Consider the following 24521-nt stretch of genomic DNA (forward strand, 5'->3'; position numbering starts at 1 on the left):
CCCCACGTGACGGCTGTGTTCCGGGATACCTGACTGACGAGAGGGTTAGGGGATTATGACTTTCAGTAGCGGGTTGCGGACAGTACGTTGGGCCGCGCCGGGAAGATCCGCTTCCAACCGCAGGAAGGCGGTCCATGCAACCGTACGAGCTGCCGGACTTCTACGTCCCGTATCCGTCCCGCATCAACCCCAACCTGGAGGAGACGCGGGCGCACAGCACCCCCTGGGCGCGGCAGATGGGGATGCTGGACGACACGCGCGACCCCGGCACCCCCGAGATCTGGGACGAAGCCGCGCTCGACGCGATGGACTACCCCCTGCTCTGCGCGTACACCCATCCCGACTGCGACGCCACGGAACTGAACCTCATCACCGACTGGTACGTCTGGGTGTTCTACTTCGACGACCACTTCCTGGAAGTGTTCAAGAAGCCCCGCGACCTGCCCGGCGCGCGCGTCTACCTGGAACGGCTGGCCGCGTTCATGCGGCCGGGCTGCACGCTGGAGCCGGAGAACGCGTGCGAACGCGGGCTCGCCGATCTGTGGGCGCGGACCGTCCCGTCCATGTCGGACGCCTGGCGCGAGCGGTTCACCGCCAGCACCGACGCGCTCCTGCTCGACTGCCTGTGGGAACTCGCCAACATCGACGAGGGCCGCATCCCGAACCCCATCGAGTACGTCCACATGCGCCGCAAGGTCGGCGGGGCGCCCTGGTCGGCCGACCTGGTCGAGCACGCGGTCGGCGCCGAGATCCCCGAGCGGGTGGTCGGGACGCGTCCGCTGCGCGTGCTGAAGGACACCTTCGCCGACGGCGTCCACCTGCGCAACGACATCTTCTCCTACCAGCGCGAGACCGAGGAGGAGGGCGAGATCAACAACTGCGTGCTCGTCTTCCAGCACTTCCTCGGGGTGGATCCGCAGCGCGCCGCCGACACCGTCAACGACCTGCTGACGTCCCGGCTCAAGCAGTTCGAGAACACCGCGCTGACCGAGCTGCCGCTGCTGTACGCCGAGTACGGGCTCGACCCGGCCGAGCAGGCGCGGGTGGCGGCGTACGTCAAGGGCCTGGAGGACTGGCAGGTCGGCGGCCACGACTGGCACATGCGGTCCAGCCGCTACATGAACCGCGCCGAACCGACCGGCCTCGCGCTGCACGCGGCGCGGCTGCCCGCCGCGGTGAAGGCCGCGGGGACCGGGTACGGGCACGTCCCGCGCCAGCGCGTCGGGCCGACGCCGCTGCCGGACTTCACGATGCCGTATCCGGCGCGTCCCAACGCCAACCTCGAACGCGCCCGCGCCGCCTGCGTCGACTGGTGCGGCGCGGTCGGCATGTACGAACCGACGTCACGGACGCCGAAGCCGGTGTGGACGGCCGAGCAGGTCGCCGGGTTCGACTTCGCGCTCTGCGCCGCGTCCATCGACCCCGAGGCCGGGCCGGAGACGCTGGACCTCGCCGCCCAGTGGCTCGCCTGGGGCACCTACGGCGACGACTACTTCCCGGCGGTCTTCTTCCGCGACCGGGACATGATCGGGGCCAAGGCGTTCGCCGCGCGGATCCCCGAGTTCGTCCCGCTGGACCTCGGCCCGGTGCCCGTCCCGGAGAACCCCTTCGAGGCCGGCCTCGCCGACCTGTGGCCGCGCACGGCCGAGCCGATGTCGCCGCGGGCGCGGGCGCGGTTCCGGGCCGCGGTGATCTCGATGGTCGACGCGTGGCCGTGGGAGCTGGCCAACCAGATCCAGGGCCGCGTCCCCGACCCGATCGACTACCTCGAAATGCGGCGCCGGACGTTCGGCTCGGACCTCACGATCGCGCTCGGCCGCATCGAGCACGAGAACGCGGTGCCGGACGAGGTGTTCGACTCCCGTCCCATCCGGGAGCTGGAGGCCGCCGCGATGGACTACGGCTGCCTGACCAACGACGTCTTCTCCTACCAGAAGGAGATCGAGTTCGAGGGCGAGTACAACAACGGCGTGCTGGCCGTGCAGAACTTCCTCAACTGCGAGCGGGACACGGCCGTCGCGATCGTCAACGACCTCATGACCGGGCGGCTGCGGCAGTTCGAGCACATCGCGGCGACCGACGTCCCGAAGTTCGAGCTGGACGACGCGGGCCGCGCCGCGCTGGAGGCCTACATCGACGGGCTCCGCGACTGGATGGCCGCCGTCCTGAACTGGCACCGCAAGACCCGGCGCTACGGCGAGGAGGAACTGCTCGGCATCTCCCCGCTGAACGCGCCGACCGGCCTCGGCACCTCGGCGGCGCGGCTGGCCGCGATCATGCGGCACACCCGGGCGCTCGCCGTCAGCGCAGGGACGCCCGGACCTCCATGAGCGCGAACCCCAGCAGATTGCGACCGCGCCACTCCGCCACGCGAGCGGCGCGGTCGTCGTCGGCGGCGAGGCCGATGCCCCAGACGCGGTCCAGCGGGCTCGCCTCCACGAGGATCCGGCCGCCGGTCCCGGTGAGGTAGTCGCGCAGGTCGCGGTGCTGCCCGAACTTCGCCCGGTTGCCCCGGACGACGATCGGCACGCTGTGGTCGTCCCACGTCCGCCGGTCGAACCCTCGCACGGCCCGCCCGAGGTCCTTGGCCTCCTTCGGATGCCCGGCGGCGAGGACGCGCCCGCGCGTCTCCTCGTCGCCGAACAGCCGCGCCTTCTCGGCCATCATGTAGTGCTCGGCGGTCGGATAGACGGTCCCGTCGACCGTGAACGCGGCGGGCCACCACTGACTGAGACACCCCGCGCCGACCCCGCCGTCACGCGGCGGCCGGTGCCCCCAGAAGAACAGGAACTCGAGCCGCTCGCCGCGCTCCTCGGCCCGCAGCAACTCCGGGACGTCCATCATGCGCCCGACCCTGCCAGCCGCCCGCACCCCGATCAACGCCTTTTACCGCCGGATCCCCGGCGGACGCGCCGGACCGGGAGCAAAATGACGGACCATGCGGATACGCGCAGGCGGCCCGCCGGACGGCGACGCGATCTTCGACCTCCTGGACAGCGCGGTGACCTGGCTCGCAGCACGCGGCCGAACGGACCAATGGGGCACCGAACCGTTCGCCCGCGACCCCGGCGAGGGCATAGGCCGCCTCATCCAGGAAGCGTCCGTATGGATCGCCGAACACGACGAACACCCGATAGGCGCCCTGCTCCTGACATCAGGCCCGCGTCCGCCCCTGACCCCCGCCCCGGAGCCGGAAGTCTTCGTCGCCCTCCTCGTCACCGACCACTCCGTCCCCGGCACCGGCGCCGCCCTCCTCGACCACGCCCGCGCCGAGGCCCGCCGCGCCGGAATCGCCCTCGTGCGGGTGGACTGCTACGCCGGCGGCGACGGAGCGCTGGTCGACTACTACGTGCGGAACGGCTTCACGCCCGTCCGCCGCTTCCAGGTCGGCGACTGGCCCGGAATGCTCTTAGAACAACGCCTGACCCCCTGACACGGCGCGGGGCGGGCGGAGGTCTTCGGCCGGCGGAATAGGGCGTGGCCGGAAAGCGTTGGAGTGTGCGTCGGGATCCCCGGTCCGTGTCGCGTGAACCCCTCGGGTCACGGAACGGCGGATTGCCGCGATCGAGCTCGGGGAGGGCGGCGCATGGAATGTTCTTTCGGTCCGCGCAGTGGGTCTTGCGCTTGGCGCTCTCGTCCCCGGTCGGCGTTTTCCGCGCGGCTTCTGCACGCCGGTTTTCTGGGTTTTTCTTGCCGCGCGTTCGCGGCCTGCTGACCGGCCGGTAGTTTCCGGGCGCTCGGATCCCGTGGTCATTCGGGTCGGCGGCCGGGCGTATCCTTCTCTCCTCGGGGTGTTTCCGCGCGGCACGTCCGGTGATCGGCGCGGATCGTCCCGGGGGACGTCTCACCTTTGCCCTTTCCGGCGCGTCCCGTCCCGACGGCAGTGCGGTCTAGACCATTTTGCCGAACCGGGTGGGGTGTCGGCGAAGATCTTTCCCTACCACTCCGTCAGGTGGCCCGCCCGGCGCGGGAGACCGCTGACGACGGCCCGATAGGAGGACAGCGACAACGATGAGCACCCCTCTGGCCAACCCTCGGCGCACCCGGCTCGTCTCCTGGCCGACGCAGGACAGGCGCGACCAGGACACCGAGCAGGCGACCCGTCCGGCCGAGGCCCCGTCGGTCCCCGCCGAGGACGACCGGCCCGCCTCCTGACCGTCCGCGCCCCGGCCGGCCCCGCGCGGCCCGCCGGGGCCGGCCCTCCGGGGCGCGCCCCTCGCGCCGCCCCGACGAGTGTGATTTACGTCGCACTGACGAGAAGCCGGTCGCCGCGCGAGGCGCCGGACCCGACGCGAACGGGATTGCCCTCCGGCGGCGGGGCCGCGATTCTCGAACTGCGCGCCGCCTCCCTTTTTTAAGGCTTTTTCGCGTATCGCGCGCGCCTTTTCCTGTGGACCGAACGCACCTCGGCGAACCCATCACTCGCCACTATCGGCGACAAATCCAAAAGCCTGGCTCAGCCTGTTCGGCGGGCGCTTTCTCCGGTCCGGCGAGCGCACGGGAGCTTGGCGCGATCCGGACGATTTCGAGTGAACGGCTGGTCGCGGGGACGGGCGCATGGTGGACTCGGGTGGGAATGCCGTGCGAGGGAGACCGCCGATGACCGACCCGATGACCATCGCCATCGCCACCGCCGCGGCGGGCAAAGCGGTCGAACTGACCGGTGAGCCGCTGCGCAACGCGGCCGTCGCGCTCGCGCGGCTCGTCCGCGACCGGTTCCGGGGGCGGCCGGAGGACGAGCAGGCCCTGGAGCGCGCCGCGGACGCGCATGACTCTCCGTCCCGGCTGGAGGCGCTGGAGGCGGCCCTGCGGCGCGTCATGGACGAGGATCCCTCGTTCCGCGAGCGGGTCGAGACGCTGTGGAGCCAGACGCAGACCAACGCCACCGCGCAGGACGACGCCGTCGTCAACATCTTCAACGGGAACGCGCAGAAGGTCGTCCAGCTCCGCGACCACCACGGCGATCTCCACCTCTGACGGTCCCGCGCGACTGCCGCACCCGGGATGGGAACGTTTGTTCGAATGGGGGCTAGGGTGGGGGTGTGTCAGCCGCCTGTCCGCATGATCATGTTCCGTTCGTCTGTCCGCGTGGGCATCGGATCGTGCCCGGCGAGATGATCGTCAGCTGGTCGCCGTGCGTCTGCGGGCCCAGCGTCGGGCTCGGTGAGGGACGTCAGGGTCACCGCACCTATCTGTGCCTGGCGTGCAAGGACGAGCGCAGGACCACCCTGTGCTACCTGCCCGCCCACGTTCCCGGGTTCTGACGGGGGCGGGACGGGTCTTCCGCGGGGGGGGTGCGGAGGACCCGTCCCGTGCTCCGGGACGGTCAGTGGTCGCGGTCGGTGAGGAGGCGGGCCATCGCCGCCAGTTCCGCCTCCGTTCCGCCGCTCGGGCCGACGGCGGCCAGTTCCGCGTGCGCCGCCGCCAGCAGTTCGGCCGTGCGGACGGCCGCCCAGGTCCGGCCGCCCGCGCGTTCGACCAGGTCGGCGGCGCGCGCGGGGTCGGCGCCCGCCAGGGGTTCGGCGCGGTGGTAGAGGTCGGCGAGCGCCGCCCCCGCGGACGTGCCGGACGTCAGGGCCGCGACGACCGGCAGCGACTTCTTGCGGTTGACGAGGTCGGAGTGGACGGGCTTGCCGGTGACGGCCGGGTCGCCCCAGATGCCGAGCAGGTCGTCCATGATCTGGAACGCCAGCCCGACCAGTTCGCCGTACCGCCGCAGCCGCGCCGTCCGCTCGGCGTCGCCGCCGCCGAAGATCGCGCCGAGCGCGCACGCCCCGCCGATCAGCGCGCCGGTCTTCTTGGCGGCCATCGCCTCGCACTCGGCGAGCGTCACGTCCGTGCGCTCCTCGAACGAGACGTCCGCGCTCTGGCCCTCGACCAGCTCGCGGACCGCGCGGCCGAACGCGGCGACGGCCGTCGCGCCGACCGTCGCGGCGGCCAGGCCCTCGACCGCGCAGGCCAGCAGCGCGTCCCCGGCGAGGACGGCCGGGTTCGCGCCGAACACCGCCCAGGCGGTGGGACGGTGCCGGCGCTCCAGGTCCCCGTCCATCACGTCGTCGTGCAGCAACGAGAAGTTGTGCGCGAGTTCGACCGCGACGGCCGCGGGCAGCGCGTCGGCCGCGCCGCCCCCGACCGCCTCCGCCGCCAGCAGCGCGAGCGCGGGCCGGACGGCCTTGCCCGCGGGCGCCTCCGCCGGACGGCCGGCCGCGTCGCGCCAGCCGAAGTGGTACTCGGCGATGGCGCGCATCTCCCCCGACAGCTCGCCGACGGCGACGCGCAGGGCGGGGTCCACGAGATCGCGGCTCCACCGGAGGATCTCCGGCGCCGACCGTCCCATCGTCGCCTCCCGGGCAGCGGACATGGCTTCCTCCCTAGCGGGCGATCTCGACGTTCTCCAGGACGCCCAGCGCGTCGGGCACGAGGACGGCGGCCGAGTAGTAGGCGCTGACCAGGTAGGACAGGATCGCCCGGTCGTCCACGCCCATGAACCGCACCGACAGGCCGGGCTCCACCTCGTCGGCGATCCCGGTGCGGTGCAGGCCGACGACGCCCTGGTCCTCCTCGCCGGTGCGCAGGACGAGGATCGAGCTGGTCCCGCCCGGGCTGATCGGGATCTTGTCGCTGGGGAAGATCGGGACGCCGCGCCACGCCTGCACGGCCCGTCCCTCGTGGACGACCGGCTCGGGGTAGACGCCGCGCCGGGTGCACTCGCGGCCGAACGCGGCGATGGTCTTCGGGTGGGCGAGGAAGAACCGGGACTTGCGCCGCCGCGCCAGGAGTTCGTCCAGGTCGTCGGGGGTGGGCGGGCCAGTCCGGGTGGAGATCCGCTGCCGCAGGTCGGCGTTGTGCAGGAGCCCGAAGTCCCGGTTGTTGATCAGGTCGTGCTCCTGCCGTTCGCGCAGGGCCTCGATCGTCAGCCTGACCTGCTGCTGCGTCTGGTCCATCGGCCCGTTGTACAGGTCGGCGACGCGGGTGTGGATGCGCAGCCGCGTCTGCGCGACGCCCAGCTCGTACTCGCGCGGCCCGGCGTCGTAGTCGACGAACGTGCCGGGCAGCTCGACCTCGCCGGTGTGCCCGGACGCCAGGTCGATCTCCGCCTCGCCCTGCCAGTTGCTGGGCGGGAGCGGACGGTCCCGGACGGCCTCCAGATGGGCGCGCAGCCCGTCGTGCCGTCCGGTCAGCTCCGCCAGCGCCGACCGCGACAGCGTCAGGACGGTCGTCGGCGTCAGCGCGGTGACCGTGCTCGCCCACGCCGTCTCCGTGCCGAGCAGCAGCTCGTCCCCGGCGAACCGGCCGTCGGCGAGGACGCCGAGGTCGGTCTCGGCGCCGTACGGGCCGGTGCCGATCCGGCCGACCTTGCCGTGCGCGACGAGGACGATCTCCTCCACCGGATCGCCGCGCCGGGCGATCACCTCGCCGGGCGCCAGCTCGCGCTGGACGAACCGGTCGGCGAGCGCGCTCAGGATCTCCGGGTCGTCCAGGTCGCGCAGCGCGGGCAGTTCGGTCAGCTCGGCGGGGATGACGCGGATCGCGGCGCCGGTGGCGACGAACGTGACCAGCCCGTCGCCGAGCTGGTAGGCGAGCCGCCGGTTGACCCGGTAGCTGCCGCCGCGCGCCTCGATCCACGGCAGGAGCCGCAGCAGCCAGCGCGGCGTGATGTTCTGCGACTGCGGGACGGTCTTGGTCGTCGTCGCGAGTTTGCGCGCGGCCGACGTCGAGAGCGACAGCCGCTCTGCGGTCTCAGGCACCGGCGCCGCCCCGGGCGACCTCGACGCTCTCCAGGACGCCCAGCGCGTCCGGGACGAGGACCGCCGCCGAGTAGTACACGCTGACCAGGTAGGACAGGATGGCCTTGTCGTCGATGTTCATGAACCGGACCGACAGCCCGGGCTCGTGCTCGTCGGGGATCCCGGTCTGGTGGAGGCCGACGACGCCCTGCGCCTCCTCGCCCGTCCGCATGAGCAGGATCGAGCTGGTCTTGGTCTCGCTGATCGGGATCTTGTTGCACGGGAAGATCGGGATGCCGCGCCAGCCGGGGACCTTGTTCCCGCCGACGTCCACCGCGTCGGGGTAGACGCCGCGCGCGCTGCACTCGCGGCCGAACGCGGCGATGGCCTTCGGGTGGGCGAGGAAGAACGCGGGGTCCTTCCAGACGAGGGTGAGCAGCTCGTCCATGTCGTCGGGGGTGGGCGGGCCGGTGCGGGTGTGGACGCGCTGGGAGAAGTCGGCGTTGTGCAGGAGCCCGAAGTCGCGGTTGTTGACCAGCTCGGCCTCCTGCCGCTCGCGCAGCGCCTCCACGGTGAGCCTGAGCTGCTGCTCGGTCTGGTTCATCGGCTCGTTGTAGAGGTCGGCGACGCGGCTGTGGACGCGCAGGACGGTCTGCGCGACGCTCAGCTCGTACTCGCGCGGCTCGGGCTCGTAGTCCACGAACGTGCCGGGCAGGCTGACCTCGCCCGCGTGCCCGGACGCGAGCGCGATCTCGGCCTCGCCGTTGTCGTCGGCGGGCCGGTCGGGCGCCGCGGTGTAGGCGTCGATGTGGGCGGCCAGGTCCTCCGAGCGGTCGACGGCCTGGCGGAAGCCGTCCCGGTCGAGGGTCAGGACGGTGACGGCGGTGAGCGCGCGGAGCGTCTGGTCCCAGGTGCCGTCGTCGGTGAGCAGCGCGCCGTCGCCGAAGTACTCGCCGTCGGCGAGGACGCCGAGGTCGACCTCGTCGCCGTACGCGCCGTCGCCGACGCGGGCCACCTTGCCGTGCGCGATGAGGACGACCTGGTCGGCGGGCCGGCCGCGCTCGACGATGACCTGGCCGGGCCCGTACTCGTGCTGGGTGAAGCGGCCCGCGAGCTCGGTGAGGACCTCCTCGTCGTCGAAGCCGCGCAGCGGGGGCAGCTCGCCGAGTTCGGCCGGGATCACGCGGACGTCGGCGCCGGTCGAGACGAACGTGATCCGTCCGTCGCCCACGGTGTAGGTGAGGCGCCGGTTGACGCGGTAGGCGCCGCCCGCCGCGCGCACCCACGGCAGGAGCTTGATCAGCCAGCGGGACGAGATGCCCTGCATCTGCGGGACGGTCTTGGTGGTCGTCGCGAGTTTGCGGGCGGCCGAAGTGCTGAGGCTGAGCTGCTGGTCGGTCACGTTCCACACCACCGATTCGTGGTCGTGCTGACAGGGGGGTCATGCTCAGTGGTACGTCGGACGCCCCGGGCGTTGATCGCGAACGCGGCGCCATCCGGCACACTACCCAGAGTGGTGACACCATCACAACGACAGTATTTTCTTACCTTCTATAGCTTTTCTGTCACCTCGCCAGCACCACTCGACTCAGCCGTCGCCTGCAAAAAGGGAAATGTCGTCCTATTCGGTGACGAATTACCGGCCAAAAAGGCTAGCGGGAGAGCGAGAGACCCGTCGGACGGGGCGCGTCCGGACGGCCCGCCTTCTCGATCGGAACCCCCGCCGTCTCGGGAATCCGGGCCAGCGGCACCAGCGCGACGAGCCCCGCCAGCATCAGGTAGTACGCCGGGACGTAGTTCGAACCCGTCGCGTCGATGAGCGAGCCGACGAGCACCGCCGCCGTCCCGCCGAACAGCGATGTCGAGATGTTGTAACCGATGGCGAAAGCGCCATAACGGACTTTCGTCGGAAACATGGCCGGGAACGTCGCGCCGATCACCGCGAGCATCAGCACCAGCAGCCCGCCGATGACCGCGTAGCCGAGCGCGACGCCGGCCGCCGACCGCGTCTGCATCAGCGCGAACGCGGGCCAGGAGAGCACGACGAACCCCACCGCGGCCGTACGCAGCAGCGGGCGTCGGCCGATCCGGTCCGACAGCGCGCCGAGCGGCGTGATCACCGCGATCATGCACAGTTCGACGCCGATCGTGACGAGCTGGGACGTCACCGGCCCGACGTCCAAAAAGTCGGTGAGGTAGGACGGCATGAACGTCAGCAGCGTGTAGTCCGCGACGTTGAGCAGGAACACGATCCCGATGAGCATCAGGATCGTCGGCCAGTACCGGGCCAGCGTCTCGCGCAGCGGCGACTTCAGCCGCTCCCCGCTGCGCTCCATCCGCCGGAACGCGGGCGTGTCCTCGATCTGCGTCCGGACGTACAGGCCGACGAGCCCGAGCGGCAGCGCGGCGAAGAACGGAATGCGCCACGCCCAGGCGTGCATCGTCTCGTCCCCGGCGATCAGGTTCACGAGCAGCACCAGCCCCGCGCCGCCCACGTACCCGGCCAGCGTGCCGAGTTCGAGGAAGCTGCCGTAGAACCCGCGCCGGTCGGTCGGCGCGTACTCGGCGATCATCGTGGCGGCTCCGCCGTACTCGCCGCCGGTCGAGAAGCCCTGGACGAGCCGGACGACGAGCAGCAGCAGCGGCGCCGCGAACCCGATCGTCGCGTAGCCGGGCAGGACGCCGATGACGAACGTCGAACCGGACATCAGGATGATCGTCAGGGCCAGCACCCGCCGCCGGCCGAGCCGGTCCCCGAGCGGACCGAACACCAGCCCGCCGAACGGACGGGCCAGGAACGCCGCCGCGATCAGCGCGAACGACCGCAGCGTCGCGTTCTCGCTCCCGCCGGGGAAGAAGACCGTCCCGACGATCGGGGTGATCACGCCCGCGCTGAACACGCCGAAGTCGAACCACTCGACCGCGTTGCCCAGCGCCGACGCCAGCACCGCCTTGCGGACCGTCCCGGTTCCCTGCTCGTCCATCCGACCTCCAGGCCGACTATCTCCCCCGCCGCCGGGCGCCGTAACGCTCGGTGAGGGGAAAGGCGCGGAGGGGGAACGCCGGTGTGTCAGTCGCGCGGCGGCTCGGGCTCGTCGGCGTCCGGTTCGACGCCCTCGGGCAGCTCGGGCAGCCGCATCGTGCTCTGCGGGCCCGGTTCGACGCGCAGCGGCTCCTCGTCCTCGGGGATCGACAGCAGCGCCTGGGTGACCTGCGACTCGCGGGTGATCACACCGCTGGTCAGGACGGTGTTGCGGTGCCGCAGGCGGCCGTTCTGGCGCAGCAGCTCGTCGATCTCGGCGCGCGCCCGCCGGATCCGGCGCGTCAGCCGGACGTGGACCAGCAGCCCGCCGCCCGCCAGGCCGACGAGGAAGGTGGCGAGGGGGATCCCGACCGCGTGCGGCGCCGCCAGCAGCGCGCACGCCGCCAGCACCAGCGCGAGGGCCACCCCGAGCGGCGGCCGGTGCGCTTCCACCCAGTCCAGGGCGGCGTTGACGGGCTTCGGAATCCTCACGCCTCGTTCTCCTCCACGTCATCGTGCTCGACCCCCGGGCGGCCGAAAGGCCGACGGATCATGAACGACGCGGACCCGGGGAGGTGTTCCGGCCGGGACGGAGGCGCGCGTCACCCTCAGCTCGCCCACGGCCGTCGCCCGCGCCGTCGCGGGTCGGCCCGTCCGGCCGCTCCGCGTCGCCGACGAGCCGTCGCACGGGCCGTCGCGCGCACCGCGGGAGGGGACGCCGAGAACCCTAACAGCCGCGCGGGTCCCGTCCGGCGGCGCCGCCGGATGCCGAGGTCGGGATGCGACGGAGGTCCGGGCCGAATATCGTTGACGGATATGAGCAATCACTTTGACGTCGTGGTCCTCGGCGCGGGACCGGGCGGGTATGTCGCCGCGATCCGGTCGGCACAGCTCGGTCTCAAAACGGCCATCATCGAGGAGAAGTACTGGGGCGGCGTCTGTCTCAACGTCGGCTGCATCCCCTCGAAGGCCCTGCTCCGCAACGCGGAGCTGGCCCACATCTTCACCACCGAGACGGAGAAGTACGGGATCTCGGTCGACGGACAGGTCTCCTTCGACTACGGCGTCGCCTACCAGCGCAGCCGCCAGGTGTCGGAGAAGCTCGTCAAGGGCGTCCAGTTCCTGATGAAGAAGAACAAGATCACGACCTTCGACGGGCGTGGAACGTTCACCGACGCCACCACCCTCCAGGTGGACCTGGCCGACGGAGCGTCCGACACCGTCACCTTCGACCACTGCATCATCGCGGCGGGCGCGCACACGCGGCTGCTGCCCGGCACGTCGCTGTCGGACCGCGTGGTCACCTACGAGGAGCAGATCCTCTCCTCCGAACTGCCCGGGAGCATCGTCATCGCGGGCGCCGGGGCGATCGGCGTCGAGTTCGCCTACGTCCTGCACAACTACGGCGTGAAGGTCACCATCGTCGAGTTCCTCGACCGGATGGTCCCGAACGAGGACGCCGACATCTCCAAGGAGCTGTCGCGCCGGTACCGCAAGCTCGGCATCGAGGTGCTGACGTCCACCCGCGTCGACCAGATCGACGACTCGGGCGAGAAGGTCAAGGTCACCGTCACCGGCAAGGACGGCGCCCAGCAGGTCCTGGAGACCGACAAGGTCCTCCAGGCCATCGGGTTCGCGCCGAACGTGGACGGCTACGGCCTCGACAAGACCGGCGTCCGGCTCACCGAGCGCGGCGCGATCGACGTGGACGCGTACTGCCGCACGTCCGTCCCGCACATCTACGCGATCGGCGACGTCACCGCCAAGCTCATGCTCGCGCACGCCGCCGAGTCGATGGGCATCGTGGCCGCCGAGACGATCGCGGGCGCCGAGACGATGGCGCTCGACTACGTGATGATCCCCCGCGCGACCTACTGCCAGCCGCAGGTCGCGAGCTTCGGGTGGACGGAGGCGCAGGCCAAGGAGCAGGGCTACGACGTCAACGTCGCCAAGTTCCCCTACTCGGCGAACGGCAAGGCGCTCGGGCTCGGCGAGGGCGAGGGCTTCGCGAAGATCATCTCCGACAAGAAGTACGGGGAGATCCTCGGCGCCCACCTGATCGGCCCGGAGGTCACCGAACTGCTGCCCGAGCTGACGCTCGCGCAGCAGTGGGACCTGACCGTCCACGAGGTCGCCCGCAACGTCCACGCGCACCCGACGCTGGGCGAGGCGATCAAGGAGGCCGTCCACGGCCTCGCCGGTCACATGATCAACCTCTGACCCGCACCACTTCGCAAGGCCGCATCCCGGCCCGCAGTGCCCGCCCACCGGCCCGCACTGCGGCCCGGGCCCGGCCCTCCGCGCCCGGTCTGGCCGCTTCCCGGCGCACGTCGGCGTCCGGGGGCGGACCCGGGGGCTGGGCGTTTAGGTGCGTCGGGGAGCATATGCGCATGCGCTCCGACGACGAGTTCGGCTTCCTTCGCCTTGATGGCGCCGCCAACGTCCGTGATCTCGGTGGGCGGCCCGTGCCCGGTGGGGCGGTGGCGCGTGGGCGGTTGCTGCGTGCCGACGCGTTGAACGCCCTCAGCGAGTCCGATCTGGAGCGGCTTGCCGGGGTTCGTACCGTGATCGACTTCCGTAGTGACCACGAGGTCGGCACGAACGGGGCAGACCGGTTGCCGGACGGTGCGGACCTCGTCCATCTGCCCATTGACGGTGGCGACCTGGAGGACTTCTACAAGGCCGTCACGGCCGGCGATCCGCTCCGGCAGCGGGAGGTGTTCGGCGGGGGGCGCACCGAGCGGGTGCTCGTCGGGGTGAACCGGAACTTCGTCGCCGACGACGAGCAGCGCGCCGCGTTCGCCACCGCGTTGCGGCTGGTCGCCGACGCGGGGCGGCTGCCGCTCATCTTCCACTGCACGGCCGGGAAGGACCGGACGGGGTGGATGGCGGCGATCGTCCTGACGATCCTCGGCGTCCCGCGCGCCGACATCATGGCCGACTACCTGCGGTCCAACGAGTACCACCGGGAGCGGTGGAAGAAGCTGCTGGACCACCTCGGCCGGACCGGGCAGATGGAGGAGCCCGAGCTGCTGCTGCCGCTGCTGGAGCAGCGTCCCGAGTACCTGGAGGCGGCGTTCTCCGAGGCCACCGCCCGGTACGGGTCGTTCGCCGGGTTCCTCGCCGACGGGCTCGGCGCGGACGAGGAACTGCTCGCCGCCGTCCGGGACGGCCTGACCGCCTGACGGCTGCCCGGCCGCCGTCCGGACGGCCTGACGGGCTGTCGGGCCGCCGTCCGGACGGGGCTGACGGGGGCGGGCTCAGTCGCGCAGCAGCTCGGTCAGTTCGCCGAGCGCGTCGTGCAGGTGGTCGACCAGCTCCGACGGGTCGGGCACGAGGTCGCGGCAGGTGATGATGCCGACGTCGATCGTCCCGTCGTAGGAGAACACCGTGATGTTGAGGCCGCCGCTCAGGTCGGTGACCAGCGAGATCGGGTAGTAGGCCAGCACCCGCGCGCCGCCGAGGAACAGCGGGAACTGCGGGCCCGGCACGTTGGACACGATGAGGTTCAGCGGGCGCATCCCCGTCATCGGCGCGGCGAGCAGGGCGAGCTTGGTCGCGGCCCCGGCGAACGGCGCGGGGACGAGCGCCGACAGGTCCCGGACCCAGCCGCCGGACGCGGTGAACCGCCGCTTCATCCGGTCCATGTCGGCGCGGACGGCCGTGAACCGATCGGCGGGGTCCGCGACGTGGGTGGCGAGCGGCGCGGCGAGGATCGACGTCATGTTGCCCTCGGCGGCGTCCTCCGCGCCCCGGCCGGGACGGCGCAGCGAGATCGGCACGCCCGCGACCAGCGGCCCGGCGGGCAGTTCGCCGCGCTTGTCCAGCCAGGTGCGCAGCGCGGTCGCGCACAGGGCCATGACGACGTCGTTGACGCTCCCGCCGAGCGCGCGGCCGACGCGCTTGACGTCGTCCAGCGGCAGTTCGCCGAACGCGACGGCGCGGCGGGCGCCGATGGGACGGTTGAACGGCGTCGGCGGCGCGGCGGTCGTGTCGGCCGCCGGGTGCTCGGTCCGGCCGAGGACGCCCCGGGCCAGCCGCGCGACGCGGCCGACGCCCGGCAGCGACCCGACGCCCGGCACGTCGTCCAGGTGCGGGACGGACCGGACGACCGACAGCGCCGACGCCAGCGGGTGCCCGGCCATCCGCAGCAGCCCGTCCCGCATCATCTCGGCGGTGCCGGGGGCGCGCTGCGGCGCGACGTCGTCGGCGGGGACGTCGCGCTCGTCCGGCGACAGGTCGAGCAGCGCGGCGAGCGCCTCGGCGGCCATGACGCCGTCGATCGCGGCGTGGTGGACCTTCATGTAGACGGCGGCGCGCCCGCCCGCGAGCCCGTGGATCAGCACCAGCTCCCACAGTGGCCGGGAGCGGTCGAGCGGACGCTCGTGCAGCGCCGCGACGAGCCGGGAGAGCTGGTCGTCGTCGCCGGGCCTGGGCAGGGTGACCTCGGAGATGTGCCGGGCGGGGTCGAACTCGGGATCGTCCTCCCAGTACGGCCGGTCCAGCCCGAGCGGGACCTGGACGAGCCGGCGGCGCAGCGGCCGGGGAGCGAGGTGGGCGCGGCGGGAGATCAGGTCGGCGAGCGCGTCGGCGGTCAGCCGCCCGCCGGGGCAGGTCGCCGGATCGACGACCCCGAGCCCGGCGATGTGCGCGCGGGTGGTGTCCGTCTCGGCGTTGAGGAAGACGGCGTCCACGGAGGTGAGCTGGCTCATGAGCTGTCCCGTCTCATCGGCTGTGGGCCACCTCTTTAGGAGGTACGGCGTACCCGGCGGTAGGTCAATGGCGGCAGGTAGGACGTAACCGGGACTTAACTGGACGAATCACAAGGTTCACCGGAGCCCGGCCCGCGCGACCGTTTCGGCGCTGCCGCCCACAAGATCAATAACGATCGGGAACGTCCGGGCATTCCCGGCCGCGGTGTGGCGTGCGCCATTACAGTGGAGTCCCATGACACGACCCCTCGCGGACATCATGGAGGCGGGCTGGGCGGAGGCCCTGGCGCCGGTGGCGGACCGGATCGCGGCGATGGGCGACTTCCTGCGCGCCGAGGTCGCCGCCGGACGCCGCTACCTCCCGGCGGGAGCGAACATCCTGCGGGCGTTCCAGCAGCCGTTCAACGAGGTCCGCGTGCTGATCGTCGGGCAGGACCCGTATCCGACGCCGGGACACGCCGTCGGGCTCAGCTTCTCTGTCGCCCCCGAGGTCCGGCCGCTGCCGGGCAGCCTCGTCAACATCTTCCGGGAGTACGGGAACGACCTCGGGCTGCCCGCGCCGTCCACCGGGGACCTGACGCCGTGGACGCACCAGGGCGTCCTGCTGCTCAACCGCGCGCTGACCGTCCTGCCGCGCAAGCCCGCGTCGCACCGCGGCAAGGGCTGGGAGGCCGTCACCGAGCAGGCCATCCGGGCGCTCGCCGCGCGGAACCGGCCGCTGGTCGCGATCCTGTGGGGCCGGGACGCGCGGGACGCCAAGCCGCTGCTCGGGAACGTCCCGGCGATCGAGTCCGCGCACCCGAGCCCGATGTCGGCCGACCGGGGCTTCTTCGGCTCCCGTCCGTTCAGCCGCGCCAACGCGCTGCTGGAGCGGCAGGGCGCGGCTCCGGTCGACTGGAAGCTGCCCTAGCCCTCGTCCTAGCCCTCGTCCGGGACGCGGCGCAGCATCGCCGCGAACTCGCCGTCGCGGGGCCGTTCGGGGTTCTGGCCGAGCGGCGTCAGCCGGCGCTCGCCGTGGCTCCAGTAGACGCCGGGCGCGCACGGGTCGTCGGCGGCGGCGTGCATCTCCGCGACGACCTCGGCGAACACCGGCAGGACCCTCCGGACGGCCGTCGAGGTGATCGGGTAGAGCAGCAGCGTGCTGTGGCACGGGACGCCGACCAGCGCGCCGTGCTCGTTCGGCGGCGGGAGGAACTGGTCCACCTCGCTGAGCAGCGCGGACACGTACCGGTTGCCGGGCTTGGTGACGACCCGCACGTTGCGTCCCGGCAGGAGCGGCTGGTCGCGGACCTCGACGTCGGCCAGCTCGCGGTCATGCGTGTTCGTCATGACGTACCCGAGCCGCCGCAGCCCGAGCAGCCCCGCGCGCGCCCGCGTCAGCGGCCCGCCGTAGCGCGGGTGCTCGATCATCACCATCGCGTCGAAGTGGTCGCCCGCCGGGACGACGACCAGGCCCTCGCGGTCGCGCGGGGCGAGCTTCGGGACGATCCGCAGCCGCAGCAGCTCCCGGACGTCCCCGAACAGCTCCATCTCCCCCACCGCGAGGAACGCCCGGTCGGCGATCTCGCGGATCCACGCGTCCGTCAGCCGGGGCCAGCGCGCGGGCTCGGCGCGGGCGCAGCGCTCCAGCAGCGTCCAGGTGGTGGCGCGCGCCTCGGACCGGCCGACGGGCAGCACGACCTCGGAGGTGCCGCCGTCCAGCCACCCCGACGGGGCCACCACCGGCAGCAGGTCGCGGATGAGCGCATGCACGTCCGCAGCCACGTCCAGCGGTTCCACGCTCATCGCCGCCTCCCTTCTCGTCCGTGCCGGGCCACGGGTCAACCTTCTCAAAGTTCGGGGGCCGCGCGGGACCCCTCGGAGTGACCGTATCGCCGACGGCCCCGGCGGGGCGCGGATCCCGCCCACCCTGTCGCCGACGGGCCGCCGCTCAAGTACGGTGCTTCCATGTCCGAAATCGTGTACCCGCCGGTGATCAAGACCGCGCTCGCCCTGTTCAAGGCGCTGAACATCAAGTTCCGCCTGGAGGGCACCGAGCACGTCCCGGCGACCGGCGGCGCGGTGCTGGTGAGCAACCACGTCAGCTACCTGGACTTCATCTTCGCGGGCCTCGCGGTCCACCCCGCCGGGCGCCTCACCCGGTTCATGGCGAAGAAGGAGGTCTTCGACAACCGGATCTCCGGACCGCTCATGCGGGGCATGCATCACATTCCGGTCGACCGGGACGCGGGCGCCGCGTCGTACAAGGCGGCGCTCACCGCGCTGAAGGGCGGCGAGATCGTCGGCGTGTTCGCCGAGGCGACGATCAGCCGGTCGTTCACGGTCAAGGAGATCAAGAGCGGCGCGGTGCGGATGGCCGTCGCCGCGGACGTCCCGCTGCTGCCCATCGCGATCTGGGGGCCGCAGCGCATGTGGACGAAGGGGCGCAAGCGGCGGCTGTTCCAGCGGAACATCCCCGTCACCATCCTCATCGGCGAGCCGATGTACCCCAAGCGCGGCGACGACTACGCGCAGGTCACCGCCGACCTCCAGGCCCGGATGAGCGAGCTGCTGGAGAAGGCGCAGCGCGAGTACCCCGAGGAGCCGGCCGGCGACGACCGCTGGTGGCAGCCCGCCTACCTCGGCGGCACCGCCCCGACGCCCGAGGAGGCCGCCGAGCTGGACCGCGCCGAGGCCGACGCGCGGGCCGCCCGCCGGGCCGAGCGCGCCGAGCGCCGCGAGGGTGATGCCGCCTGAGCGGCACGGGCACGGCTAAATCGGTGGACGCCCCGGCCGCCCCGACTCGATCATCGAACCCATGACCGAACGCCCGCGGGAGTTCCTGCACCTGGTGGAGGCGCCCGAGGTCGCGACGGCCTCCGGCGCCGACCTGACGCTTCCCGTGATCCTCAGCGTGGACGACACCTGCTCGCCCGCCGACGTGATGGGGATGCTGTCGATGCGGCCGTTCGCGTCCGGCGACCAGCCGTGGTCGCGGTCGGCGCGGATCGAGCACGTCCGGGCCGACGCGCCGCTGCGTCCGGAGTCGGCGCGGGTGCTGCGCTCGGCGCGCGACCGCGACCGTGACACCGTCCTCGCCGAGGGCGAGGGCTGGACGCTGCTGGCGAGCCGCTGGAAGCACGGCAACGCGCACGTCGCGGTGTCGGCGGAGAGCGAGGAGCTGGCCGAGGCGATCCTGGCCGAGTCCGTCCGGGACGCCAGCGACCCGCCGCGCACCGACGAGCAGAACGTCGAGATGGGCTTCTGGCACATGGGCGCGCACGGGCCGGTGCGCACCGAGCGGGCCATCAGCGCCGACTCGTGGACGGAGATCCGCCGCAACTACACCGCGCCCGTCGCGGCGGCGCTGGACGACGTCATGGCGCTGCGCCGCGAGGACGTCGCGGGCCGGCTGCTGCTCCTGCACGGCCCGCCCGGCACCGGCAAGACGACGGCGCTGCGGGCGCTCGCGCGGGCGTGGGGCGACTGGTGCCAGGCCGACTGCGTCCTGGACCCCGAGTCGCTGTTCGGCACGCCGAGCTACCTCATGGAGGTCGCGGTCGGCGAGGACGACGACGAGGAGCGCCGCTGGCGGCTGCTCATCCTGGAGGACTGCGACGAGCTGATCCGCGGCGAGGCCAAGCAGTCGACCGGGCAGGGCCTGTCGCGGCTGCTGAACCTCACCGACGGGATGCTCGGGCAGGGCCGGGACGTCCTGGTGGCCATCACCACCAACGAGGACCTGGCGCGGCTGCATCCGGCGGTCGTCCGTCCGGGCCGGTGCCTGGCGCAGATCGAGGTGGGGCCGCTCACCCGGGCCGAGTCGCTGGACTGGCTGGACGGGGCCGTCCCCGATCCGGACATCGCGGCGGACGGCGCGACGCTGGCCGAGCTGGCGGCGCTGCGCAAGGGCGAGCGCCGGCCGAAGCCCGAGACGCCGGCGGGGTCGGCGACGGGCTTCTACCTGTAGTCACCGGGCTTCCCTCAATAGTCACTTCGCGGCGGCCTGCCAGAGGCGCGCGTAGGCGTGCCGGAGGCTCGGCAGGTCGTGCGCGGGGTGCGGGAACGGGACGCGCAGGTCGAACGGCTCGGGCGCGTCCTTGTCCGGGATCGCGCAGCGCAGCCAGAGGCCGAGCCGGTCCAGGCCGAGCGGGCGGACGTCGGGCGCGGGCGCGCCGAGGTCGGGCAGCAGGCGGCGCAGTTCGGCGCGGTGGCAGCCGTCCAGGTGGGTGAGGACGCCCGCCTCGATGGCCGCGAACGGGTCGGGGCTGGCCTGGGCGAACTCTTCGGGTTCGACCGTTGCGCTGCCCCAGGGGTCGTCGACCTCGATCTGGGCGACGTCCAGGGTGAGCAGGACGTGGTCGCCGCCGTCCGTCCGCGCGAGGTCGAGCAGTTCGGGACGCGGGTGGAGGCGGGCGAGGCGTCGGGCGGCGTCCTTGCGTCCGGCGGGCGGGACCTCGCTGATCCAGCCGTGCAGCCAGGCCCGTCCGCGCACCCGGTCGGGGAACGGCACCGGCGCGACGTCGGAGATCCGCAGCGTGGCGGGCAGGTCCTCGTTGCCGACGAGCGCGGTCGCGACGGGCGACGCGGCGGGCAGGAGCAGCAGCGGGGCGCCGTCCCTGCCGGTGACGTGCGCGGGGATCGGCGCGTAGGGGACACCGGGCGTGACGAGGACGCCGCCCGCCACCCCGTAGGCGAGGGTGCGCGCGCGTTCGGCGGGGGACGGCCCGCTCACGGTCCGCTGCTGGTCCACGGAATCCTCCCATTGAGTTAGGGTGACCTAAGTTAGGCTTACCTAACCACCGAAGGAGGACCATGAACAACCCCCGGCCGAAGGTCCGGCTGTCGCGCGCGCTCGGGATCCCGCTGACGCCCAAGAGCGTGAAGTACTTCGAGGCGCGGCCGTACCCGCCCGGCGTCCACGGCCGCGCGCGCAAGCAGGAGACGGACTACAAGGTGCGGCTGCGCGAGAAGCAGCGGCTGCGGGCGCAGTACAACATCCGCGAGACGCAGCTCCGCAACGCCTTCGACAAGGCGGCCCGGTCCGGGGGCAAGACGGGCGAGGCGCTGCTCGTGGATCTGGAACGGCGCCTGGACGCGCTGGTCCTGCGCTCCGGGTTCGCCCGGACGATCTACCAGGCGCGGCAGTTCGTCGTCCACCGGCACGTGCTGGTGAACGGGCGGCGCGTGGACCGTCCGTCCTTCCGGCTCGCCCCCGGCGACGTCATCACGATCGCCGAACGCAGCCGGAACATGGATCCGTTCCAGATCGCCGCCGCCGGGGCGCACGCCGAGAACGTCCCGCCCTACCTGGACGTCCGCATCGACGCGCTGACGGCCCGCTTCACCCGGCTCCCCGAACGCACCGAGATCCCGGTCATCTGCGACGAGCAGCTCGTGGTGGAGCACTACTCCCGCTGACCCGCGCCGCCCGCCCGATGCCCCCGAGCCGCGACGGACGGGCGCGGGGCTCGGGGGTCAGAGGAGGCTGCGGGAGGCCACGACGATGCCGTCCTCGTCGCTGTAGAGCCAGTCGCCGGGGCGGAATTCCACGTTGCCGAACTCCACGGGTACGTCCACCGCGCCCGCGGCGTCTTTGGCGCTCTTGCGGGGGTTGGAGCCCAGGGCCTTGATGCCCAGGTCCAGGGTGCGGAGGGTCGCCACGTCGCGTACCACGCCGTTGATCACCACACCGGACCAGGCGTTCGCCACCGCCGCCGCCGCGATCAGGTCGCCCATGAGGGCCGAGGCCGTCGAGGCGGCGCCGTCCACCACCAGGACCCGGCCCTCGCCCGGGGTGTTCAGGAGCTTTTTCACCAGGCCGTTGTCGCGGAAGCAGCGGACGGTCGCGACCGGGCCGGCGAAGGCGGTGCGGGCGCCGAACTGGCGGAACTGGGTCTCGCAGCTCCGCAGTTCGTCGCCGAAGTCGTCGATGAGGTCGGCGGTGGCGAAGGAGGTCATGGCAGGCAGCCTACCGATCGGTAACCGGCTAGCCGCCGGGGGTGGGCGGGACGCCCTGCCAGACGGTCAGGTCGAAGGCGAGGTAGGCGGACGGCTTGTCGCCCGTCCCGCGCACCTCCACCAGCCCGACGAGGCCGCTCTCGGTCGTCACGCAGATCCTCTTGCCCTTGATGAGGTAGTCGTCGCCCAGGTAGTCGGCGTAGCGGGTGTTGTCGCGGCACGCCTCGTAGCCGCCGGGCTGGCCGGGCGCGAGCACCGACAGGCGGTCGCCCCACAGCGTGCCGTCGTAGCGCAGGTCCTCGCCGCCGCTGGACGCCTTCGGGTGCTTCGGGTCGTCGCTCAGGTTGATCGCGTAGCCGCTGCTCAGGTTGATGTCGGCGTAGTGGCCGAGCTGCGTGCCGACGCCGCCGGGCGCGGGCCGCGTCGGGCCGCCGAGGTCGGGGCCGGCCGTCTGCGTCGCGGTGGACGACTCGTGCGCGGCGGGCAGGGACGCGGACGGACGGTGCGCGGCGGCGTCCGGCGCGTCCCGCTCCCACGGCCGCAGCACGACCAGCGCCACCGCCAGCACGACGATCACCGCGCCCGCCGCCGCGAGCGCGAGCAGCAGCAGCCGCACGGCCGGGACGGACGGTGCGGGCGGCACGGGCGCCCCCGCGGGCGGCGCCGGGACGGGATCGAACCCCGGACCGCTCGTCGGCGGCCCCATCGGACGCGGCGGCTCGGCCGAGTAGGCGGGGAGGCGGCGCGTGACGTCCTCGGGGAGCCAGCCCGCGCCGGGCGGCTCGGTGCCGGCGTCCAGGGCGTCGAGGACGTCGCGCGGCGTCGGACGGTCCGCCGGGTCCTTGGCGAGGCAGCGTTCGACCAGGTCGCGCAGGCTCTCGGGGCAGCCGTCCAGCACCGGCTCCTCGTGGACGACCCGGAACAGCACCGCCTCGGCCGGGCCCTCGCCGAACGGCGTCCGTCCGGTCGCCGCGAACAGCACGACGCCCGCCAGCGCGAACATGTCGATCGCCGGGGTGGACGGCTGACCGAGCGCCTGCTCGGGCGCCATGTACTGCGGCGAGCCGATCCGCATCCCGGTGCGCGTGAGCGGGGTCGTGTCGGCGGCGCGGGCGATGCCGAAGTCGATGACGCGCGGACCGTCCGGCGCCAGCAGCACGTTGGACGGCTTCAGGTCCCGGTGCACCACCCCCGCCGCGTGGACGGCCTGCAACGCCTCGGCGACCCCGGCGAACACCGCCCGGACCGACGCCTCCGGCAGCGGACCGAGTTCCACGACCGTCTGCGCCAGCGACGGCCCCGGCACGTGCGCGGTGGCCAGCCACGGCTGCGGGCCGTCGGCGTGCGCGTCGATGACGGGGGCGGTGTAGAAGCTCTGCACCCGCTGCGCGGCGGCGATCTCCTGCTGGAAGCGCCGCCGGAACTCGGGGTCCTCGGCGAACTCGGGCCGCACGACCTTGATGGCGAGCTTGCGTCCGCTCTGCGTCGTGGCGAGGTAGACGCGGCCCATCCCGCCCGCGCCGATGCGGGCGAGGACGCGGTACCCGCCGATGAGCGGCGGATCCTCCGGCGTGCGGGGCTCATACACCGGAACGGGCGCTGGCATAGGGCCTCCAAGGGGGTGCGGCCCCCTGTTTCTACTAAAAACCACGGCTTCGCGCACGAAATGCGGCCGTGCTGTGACCCGGACGATCCGTCAAGACGCGGCCAACATCCGCTCCGAAGTGCCTGTTCGGCCCCCGTCCGGCGCCCGCACCGAACGTACGCTGAAGGACGGACGACCGACCGCCGGGGAGGCACAATGAGCGAGAAGACCGGGGCGAGTGCTGAGACCGAGCGGTTGCGGCGGTTGTCGGACGAGCACAGCGCGCACAACTACCACCCGCTGCCGATCGTGGTCGCGGAGGCGGACGGGGCGTTCGTCACCGACGTGGACGGGCGGCGCTATCTCGACATGCTGTCGGCGTACTCGGCCGTCAACTTCGGGCACCGCAACCCCAGGCTCGTCGCCGCCGCCGAGCGGCAGCTCGGGCGGGTGACGCTGGTCAGCCGCGCGTTCGACCACGACCAGTTCGGCCCGTTCTGCGCCGAGCTGGCCGCGCTGTGCGGCAAGGACATGGTGCTGCCGATGAACACCGGCGCGGAGGCGGTGGAGACGGCGCTGAAGACGGCCCGCAAGTGGGGGTACGAGGTCAAGGGCGTCCCGGCGGACCAAGCGAACATCGTCACGTTCGTCGGCAACTTCCACGGCCGGACGACGACGATCGTCAGCTTCTCCACCGACCCGGTCGCCAAGGCATCCTACGGCCCGTACACGCCGGGGTTCCGGACGGTCCCCTACGGCGACGCGGACGCGCTGCGCGACGCGATGGACGCGAACACCGTCGGCGTCCTGGTCGAGCCGATCCAGGGCGAGGCGGGGGTGCTGGTGCCGCCGCCCGGCTACCTGCGGGCCGTCAGGGACCTGTGCGACGAGCGCGGCGCGCTGATGATCGCCGACGAGGTGCAGACCGGCCTCGGCCGCACCGGCACGACGTTCGCGTGCGAGCACGAGGACGTGGTGCCGGACGTCTACGTCCTCGGCAAGGCCCTCGGCGGCGGCATCGTCCCGGTCTCGGCGGTCGTGGCCGACACCGGCGTCCTCGGCGTCTACAAGCCGGGCGAGCACGGCTCGACGTTCGGCGGCAACCCGATGGCCTGCGCGATCGCCCGCGAGGTCATCGCGATGCTGAAGACCGGCGAGTTCCAGGCCCGGTCCCGCGACCTCGGCGCGCACCTGCACGGCCGGCTCGGCGCGCTGGACCTCGGGATGGTCCGGGAGGTGCGCGGACGCGGCCTGTGGGCGGGCATCGAGCTGAACGGGCTCGCGCGGCCGGTCAGCGAGCGGCTGATGGAGCTGGGCGTCCTGGCGAAGGAGACGCACGACACGACGCTGCGCCTCGCGCCGCCGCTCGTCGTGGAGCGCGACGACCTCGACTGGGCGCTGGACCAGCTGGAGGCCGCGCTCAAGGCCTGACCTGCGGGGAAGCCCGCACGGGCGGTCGGCTGTTACACGGGTGAGCCGAAAATGTCCGACCTCGTCGGTATAAACTAATCCAAACAGATCAATCCGAACCGACG

The 24521-nt window shown here is 72.5% G+C and carries 23 protein-coding genes; 12 read left to right on the forward strand and 11 right to left on the reverse strand.

The genetic code is table 11. The features are described 5' to 3' along the window. Positions 1-134: 134 nt before the first annotated feature. Positions 135-2330 carry a terpene synthase family protein gene (locus GQ466_RS18625; RefSeq protein WP_161104232.1) on the forward strand — a complete coding sequence of 732 codons (2196 nt, stop codon included), beginning with the start codon at positions 135-137 and terminating at the stop codon, positions 2328-2330. Here the strand turns inward: GQ466_RS18625 and GQ466_RS18630 are convergent. Beyond that, positions 2302-2844, reverse strand: a complete 543-nt coding sequence (locus tag GQ466_RS18630; protein WP_161104233.1) for an NADAR family protein — start codon at positions 2842-2844, stop codon at positions 2302-2304. The two genes, GQ466_RS18625 and GQ466_RS18630, sit on opposite strands and share 29 nt — an antisense overlap. 94 nt (positions 2845-2938) lie before the next feature. Between GQ466_RS18630 and GQ466_RS18635 the strand changes: the two genes are divergently transcribed. The 4 genes from GQ466_RS18635 to GQ466_RS18645 all read left to right on the forward strand — a co-directional run bounded on the left by GQ466_RS18635 (position 2939) and on the right by GQ466_RS18645 (position 5264). Next, a complete protein-coding gene (locus tag GQ466_RS18635; RefSeq protein ID WP_161104234.1) occupies positions 2939-3433 on the forward strand; it encodes a GNAT family N-acetyltransferase in 495 nt (164 codons plus the stop codon). 578 nt (positions 3434-4011) lie between these two features. After that, entirely contained in the window at positions 4012-4155 is a 144-nt protein-coding gene (locus tag GQ466_RS30890; protein ID WP_168212069.1) for a hypothetical protein, read from the forward strand. A gap of 444 nt (positions 4156-4599) precedes the next feature. After that, complete coding sequence (locus tag GQ466_RS18640; RefSeq protein ID WP_161104235.1) at positions 4600-4977, forward strand: hypothetical protein; 378 nt, start codon at positions 4600-4602, stop codon at positions 4975-4977. Between the two features lie 125 nt (positions 4978-5102). Continuing rightward, on the forward strand, positions 5103-5264 hold the full coding sequence (locus tag GQ466_RS18645) for a hypothetical protein (RefSeq protein WP_161104236.1): 162 nt from the start codon (positions 5103-5105) through the stop codon (positions 5262-5264). Positions 5265-5326: 62 nt separating this feature from the next. On the opposite strand, the gene GQ466_RS18650 is transcribed toward GQ466_RS18645, so the two are convergent. From GQ466_RS18650 to GQ466_RS18670, 5 genes are all read right to left on the reverse strand, one after another. Beyond that, positions 5327-6361: a family 2 encapsulin nanocompartment cargo protein polyprenyl transferase gene (locus GQ466_RS18650; RefSeq protein ID WP_161104237.1), complete on the reverse strand. Its 1035-nt coding sequence runs from the start codon at positions 6359-6361 to the stop codon at positions 5327-5329. Between the two features lie 10 nt (positions 6362-6371). Further along, complete coding sequence (locus GQ466_RS18655; RefSeq protein ID WP_161104238.1) at positions 6372-7748, reverse strand: family 2B encapsulin nanocompartment shell protein; 1377 nt, start codon at positions 7746-7748, stop codon at positions 6372-6374. Continuing rightward, the gene (locus GQ466_RS18660) at positions 7741-9129 is read right to left on the reverse strand and encodes a family 2B encapsulin nanocompartment shell protein (RefSeq protein WP_337193536.1); all 1389 of its coding nucleotides are present in this window, start codon (positions 9127-9129) and stop codon (positions 7741-7743) included. Before GQ466_RS18660 ends, GQ466_RS18655 begins: the two co-directional genes overlap by 8 nt. 250 nt (positions 9130-9379) lie before the next feature. Then, positions 9380-10711 carry an MFS transporter gene (locus GQ466_RS18665; protein WP_161104239.1) on the reverse strand — a complete coding sequence of 444 codons (1332 nt, stop codon included), beginning with the start codon at positions 10709-10711 and terminating at the stop codon, positions 9380-9382. Between the two features lie 86 nt (positions 10712-10797). Continuing rightward, complete coding sequence (locus GQ466_RS18670; protein WP_161104240.1) at positions 10798-11241, reverse strand: hypothetical protein; 444 nt, start codon at positions 11239-11241, stop codon at positions 10798-10800. A gap of 324 nt (positions 11242-11565) precedes the next feature. On the opposite strand from GQ466_RS18670, the gene lpdA reads away from it, so the two are divergent. Beyond that, entirely contained in the window at positions 11566-12969 is a 1404-nt protein-coding gene (lpdA, locus tag GQ466_RS18675; RefSeq protein WP_161104241.1) for a dihydrolipoyl dehydrogenase, read from the forward strand. A gap of 170 nt (positions 12970-13139) precedes the next feature. Next, positions 13140-13934, forward strand: a complete 795-nt coding sequence (locus tag GQ466_RS18680) for a tyrosine-protein phosphatase (protein WP_161104242.1) — start codon at positions 13140-13142, stop codon at positions 13932-13934. Between the two features lie 75 nt (positions 13935-14009). Here the strand turns inward: GQ466_RS18680 and GQ466_RS18685 are convergent, their stop codons facing one another. Then, the gene (locus tag GQ466_RS18685) at positions 14010-15461 is read right to left on the reverse strand and encodes a WS/DGAT/MGAT family O-acyltransferase (protein ID WP_161104243.1); all 1452 of its coding nucleotides are present in this window, start codon (positions 15459-15461) and stop codon (positions 14010-14012) included. Between the two features lie 235 nt (positions 15462-15696). Here GQ466_RS18685 and GQ466_RS18690 point away from each other — a divergent pair, with 235 nt between their 5' ends. Further along, entirely contained in the window at positions 15697-16371 is a 675-nt protein-coding gene (locus GQ466_RS18690; protein WP_161104244.1) for a uracil-DNA glycosylase, read from the forward strand. An 8-nt stretch (positions 16372-16379) separates the two neighbouring features. Here GQ466_RS18690 and GQ466_RS18695 read toward each other — a convergent pair whose 3' ends face one another. Further along, positions 16380-17246: a hypothetical protein gene (locus GQ466_RS18695; protein WP_161104245.1), complete on the reverse strand. Its 867-nt coding sequence runs from the start codon at positions 17244-17246 to the stop codon at positions 16380-16382. Between the two features lie 162 nt (positions 17247-17408). Between GQ466_RS18695 and GQ466_RS18700 the strand changes: the two genes are divergently transcribed. Together GQ466_RS18700 and GQ466_RS18705 are read left to right on the forward strand one after the other, a co-directional pair. After that, positions 17409-18197: a lysophospholipid acyltransferase family protein gene (locus tag GQ466_RS18700; RefSeq protein ID WP_161104246.1), complete on the forward strand. Its 789-nt coding sequence runs from the start codon at positions 17409-17411 to the stop codon at positions 18195-18197. A gap of 61 nt (positions 18198-18258) precedes the next feature. Then, entirely contained in the window at positions 18259-19410 is a 1152-nt protein-coding gene (locus tag GQ466_RS18705) for a DUF5925 domain-containing protein (protein ID WP_202420725.1), read from the forward strand. Between the two features lie 21 nt (positions 19411-19431). Here GQ466_RS18705 and GQ466_RS32865 read toward each other — a convergent pair whose 3' ends face one another. Continuing rightward, entirely contained in the window at positions 19432-20193 is a 762-nt protein-coding gene (locus GQ466_RS32865; RefSeq protein WP_161104247.1) for a DUF2470 domain-containing protein, read from the reverse strand. Between the two features lie 62 nt (positions 20194-20255). Between GQ466_RS32865 and rpsD the strand changes: the two genes are divergently transcribed. Further along, the gene (gene rpsD, locus GQ466_RS18715; RefSeq protein WP_161104248.1) at positions 20256-20861 is read left to right on the forward strand and encodes a 30S ribosomal protein S4; all 606 of its coding nucleotides are present in this window, start codon (positions 20256-20258) and stop codon (positions 20859-20861) included. A gap of 57 nt (positions 20862-20918) precedes the next feature. Here the strand turns inward: rpsD and rraA are convergent, their stop codons facing one another. Both rraA and GQ466_RS18725 read right to left on the reverse strand, forming a co-directional pair. After that, positions 20919-21401: a ribonuclease E activity regulator RraA gene (rraA, locus tag GQ466_RS18720; RefSeq protein ID WP_161104249.1), complete on the reverse strand. Its 483-nt coding sequence runs from the start codon at positions 21399-21401 to the stop codon at positions 20919-20921. Between the two features lie 28 nt (positions 21402-21429). Then, complete coding sequence (locus GQ466_RS18725) at positions 21430-23007, reverse strand: serine/threonine-protein kinase (protein ID WP_202420726.1); 1578 nt, start codon at positions 23005-23007, stop codon at positions 21430-21432. Between the two features lie 195 nt (positions 23008-23202). Between GQ466_RS18725 and rocD the strand changes: the two genes are divergently transcribed. Then, positions 23203-24417 (forward strand): ornithine--oxo-acid transaminase, encoded by a 1215-nt coding sequence (gene rocD, locus GQ466_RS18730; protein ID WP_161104250.1) that lies wholly within the window; start codon positions 23203-23205, stop codon positions 24415-24417. Positions 24418-24521: the final 104 nt, after the last annotated feature.

Source organism: Actinomadura rayongensis, from assembly GCF_009831215.1.
Classification (GTDB): domain Bacteria; phylum Actinomycetota; class Actinomycetes; order Streptosporangiales; family Streptosporangiaceae; genus Spirillospora; species Spirillospora rayongensis.

Coding starts and splice junctions, on each gene's coding strand:
- GQ466_RS18690 (WP_161104244.1), top strand. CDS start 15,697: ATGACACGACCCCTCGCGGACATCATGGAGGCGGGCTGGGCGGAGGCC.
- GQ466_RS18680 (WP_161104242.1), top strand. CDS start 13,140: ATGCGCTCCGACGACGAGTTCGGCTTCCTTCGCCTTGATGGCGCCGCC.
- GQ466_RS18625 (WP_161104232.1), top strand. CDS start 135: ATGCAACCGTACGAGCTGCCGGACTTCTACGTCCCGTATCCGTCCCGC.
- rraA (WP_161104249.1), bottom strand. CDS start 21,401: ATGACCTCCTTCGCCACCGCCGACCTCATCGACGACTTCGGCGACGAA.
- GQ466_RS30890 (WP_168212069.1), top strand. CDS start 4,012: ATGAGCACCCCTCTGGCCAACCCTCGGCGCACCCGGCTCGTCTCCTGG.
- GQ466_RS18695 (WP_161104245.1), bottom strand. CDS start 17,246: ATGAGCGTGGAACCGCTGGACGTGGCTGCGGACGTGCATGCGCTCATC.
- lpdA (WP_161104241.1), top strand. CDS start 11,566: ATGAGCAATCACTTTGACGTCGTGGTCCTCGGCGCGGGACCGGGCGGG.
- GQ466_RS18705 (WP_202420725.1), top strand. CDS start 18,259: ATGACCGAACGCCCGCGGGAGTTCCTGCACCTGGTGGAGGCGCCCGAG.
- GQ466_RS18685 (WP_161104243.1), bottom strand. CDS start 15,461: ATGAGCCAGCTCACCTCCGTGGACGCCGTCTTCCTCAACGCCGAGACG.
- GQ466_RS18700 (WP_161104246.1), top strand. CDS start 17,409: ATGTCCGAAATCGTGTACCCGCCGGTGATCAAGACCGCGCTCGCCCTG.
- rocD (WP_161104250.1), top strand. CDS start 23,203: ATGAGCGAGAAGACCGGGGCGAGTGCTGAGACCGAGCGGTTGCGGCGG.
- GQ466_RS18650 (WP_161104237.1), bottom strand. CDS start 6,361: ATGTCCGCTGCCCGGGAGGCGACGATGGGACGGTCGGCGCCGGAGATC.
- GQ466_RS18665 (WP_161104239.1), bottom strand. CDS start 10,711: ATGGACGAGCAGGGAACCGGGACGGTCCGCAAGGCGGTGCTGGCGTCG.
- GQ466_RS18630 (WP_161104233.1), bottom strand. CDS start 2,844: ATGATGGACGTCCCGGAGTTGCTGCGGGCCGAGGAGCGCGGCGAGCGG.
- rpsD (WP_161104248.1), top strand. CDS start 20,256: ATGAACAACCCCCGGCCGAAGGTCCGGCTGTCGCGCGCGCTCGGGATC.
- GQ466_RS18635 (WP_161104234.1), top strand. CDS start 2,939: ATGCGGATACGCGCAGGCGGCCCGCCGGACGGCGACGCGATCTTCGAC.
- GQ466_RS18725 (WP_202420726.1), bottom strand. CDS start 23,007: ATGCCAGCGCCCGTTCCGGTGTATGAGCCCCGCACGCCGGAGGATCCG.
- GQ466_RS18640 (WP_161104235.1), top strand. CDS start 4,600: ATGACCGACCCGATGACCATCGCCATCGCCACCGCCGCGGCGGGCAAA.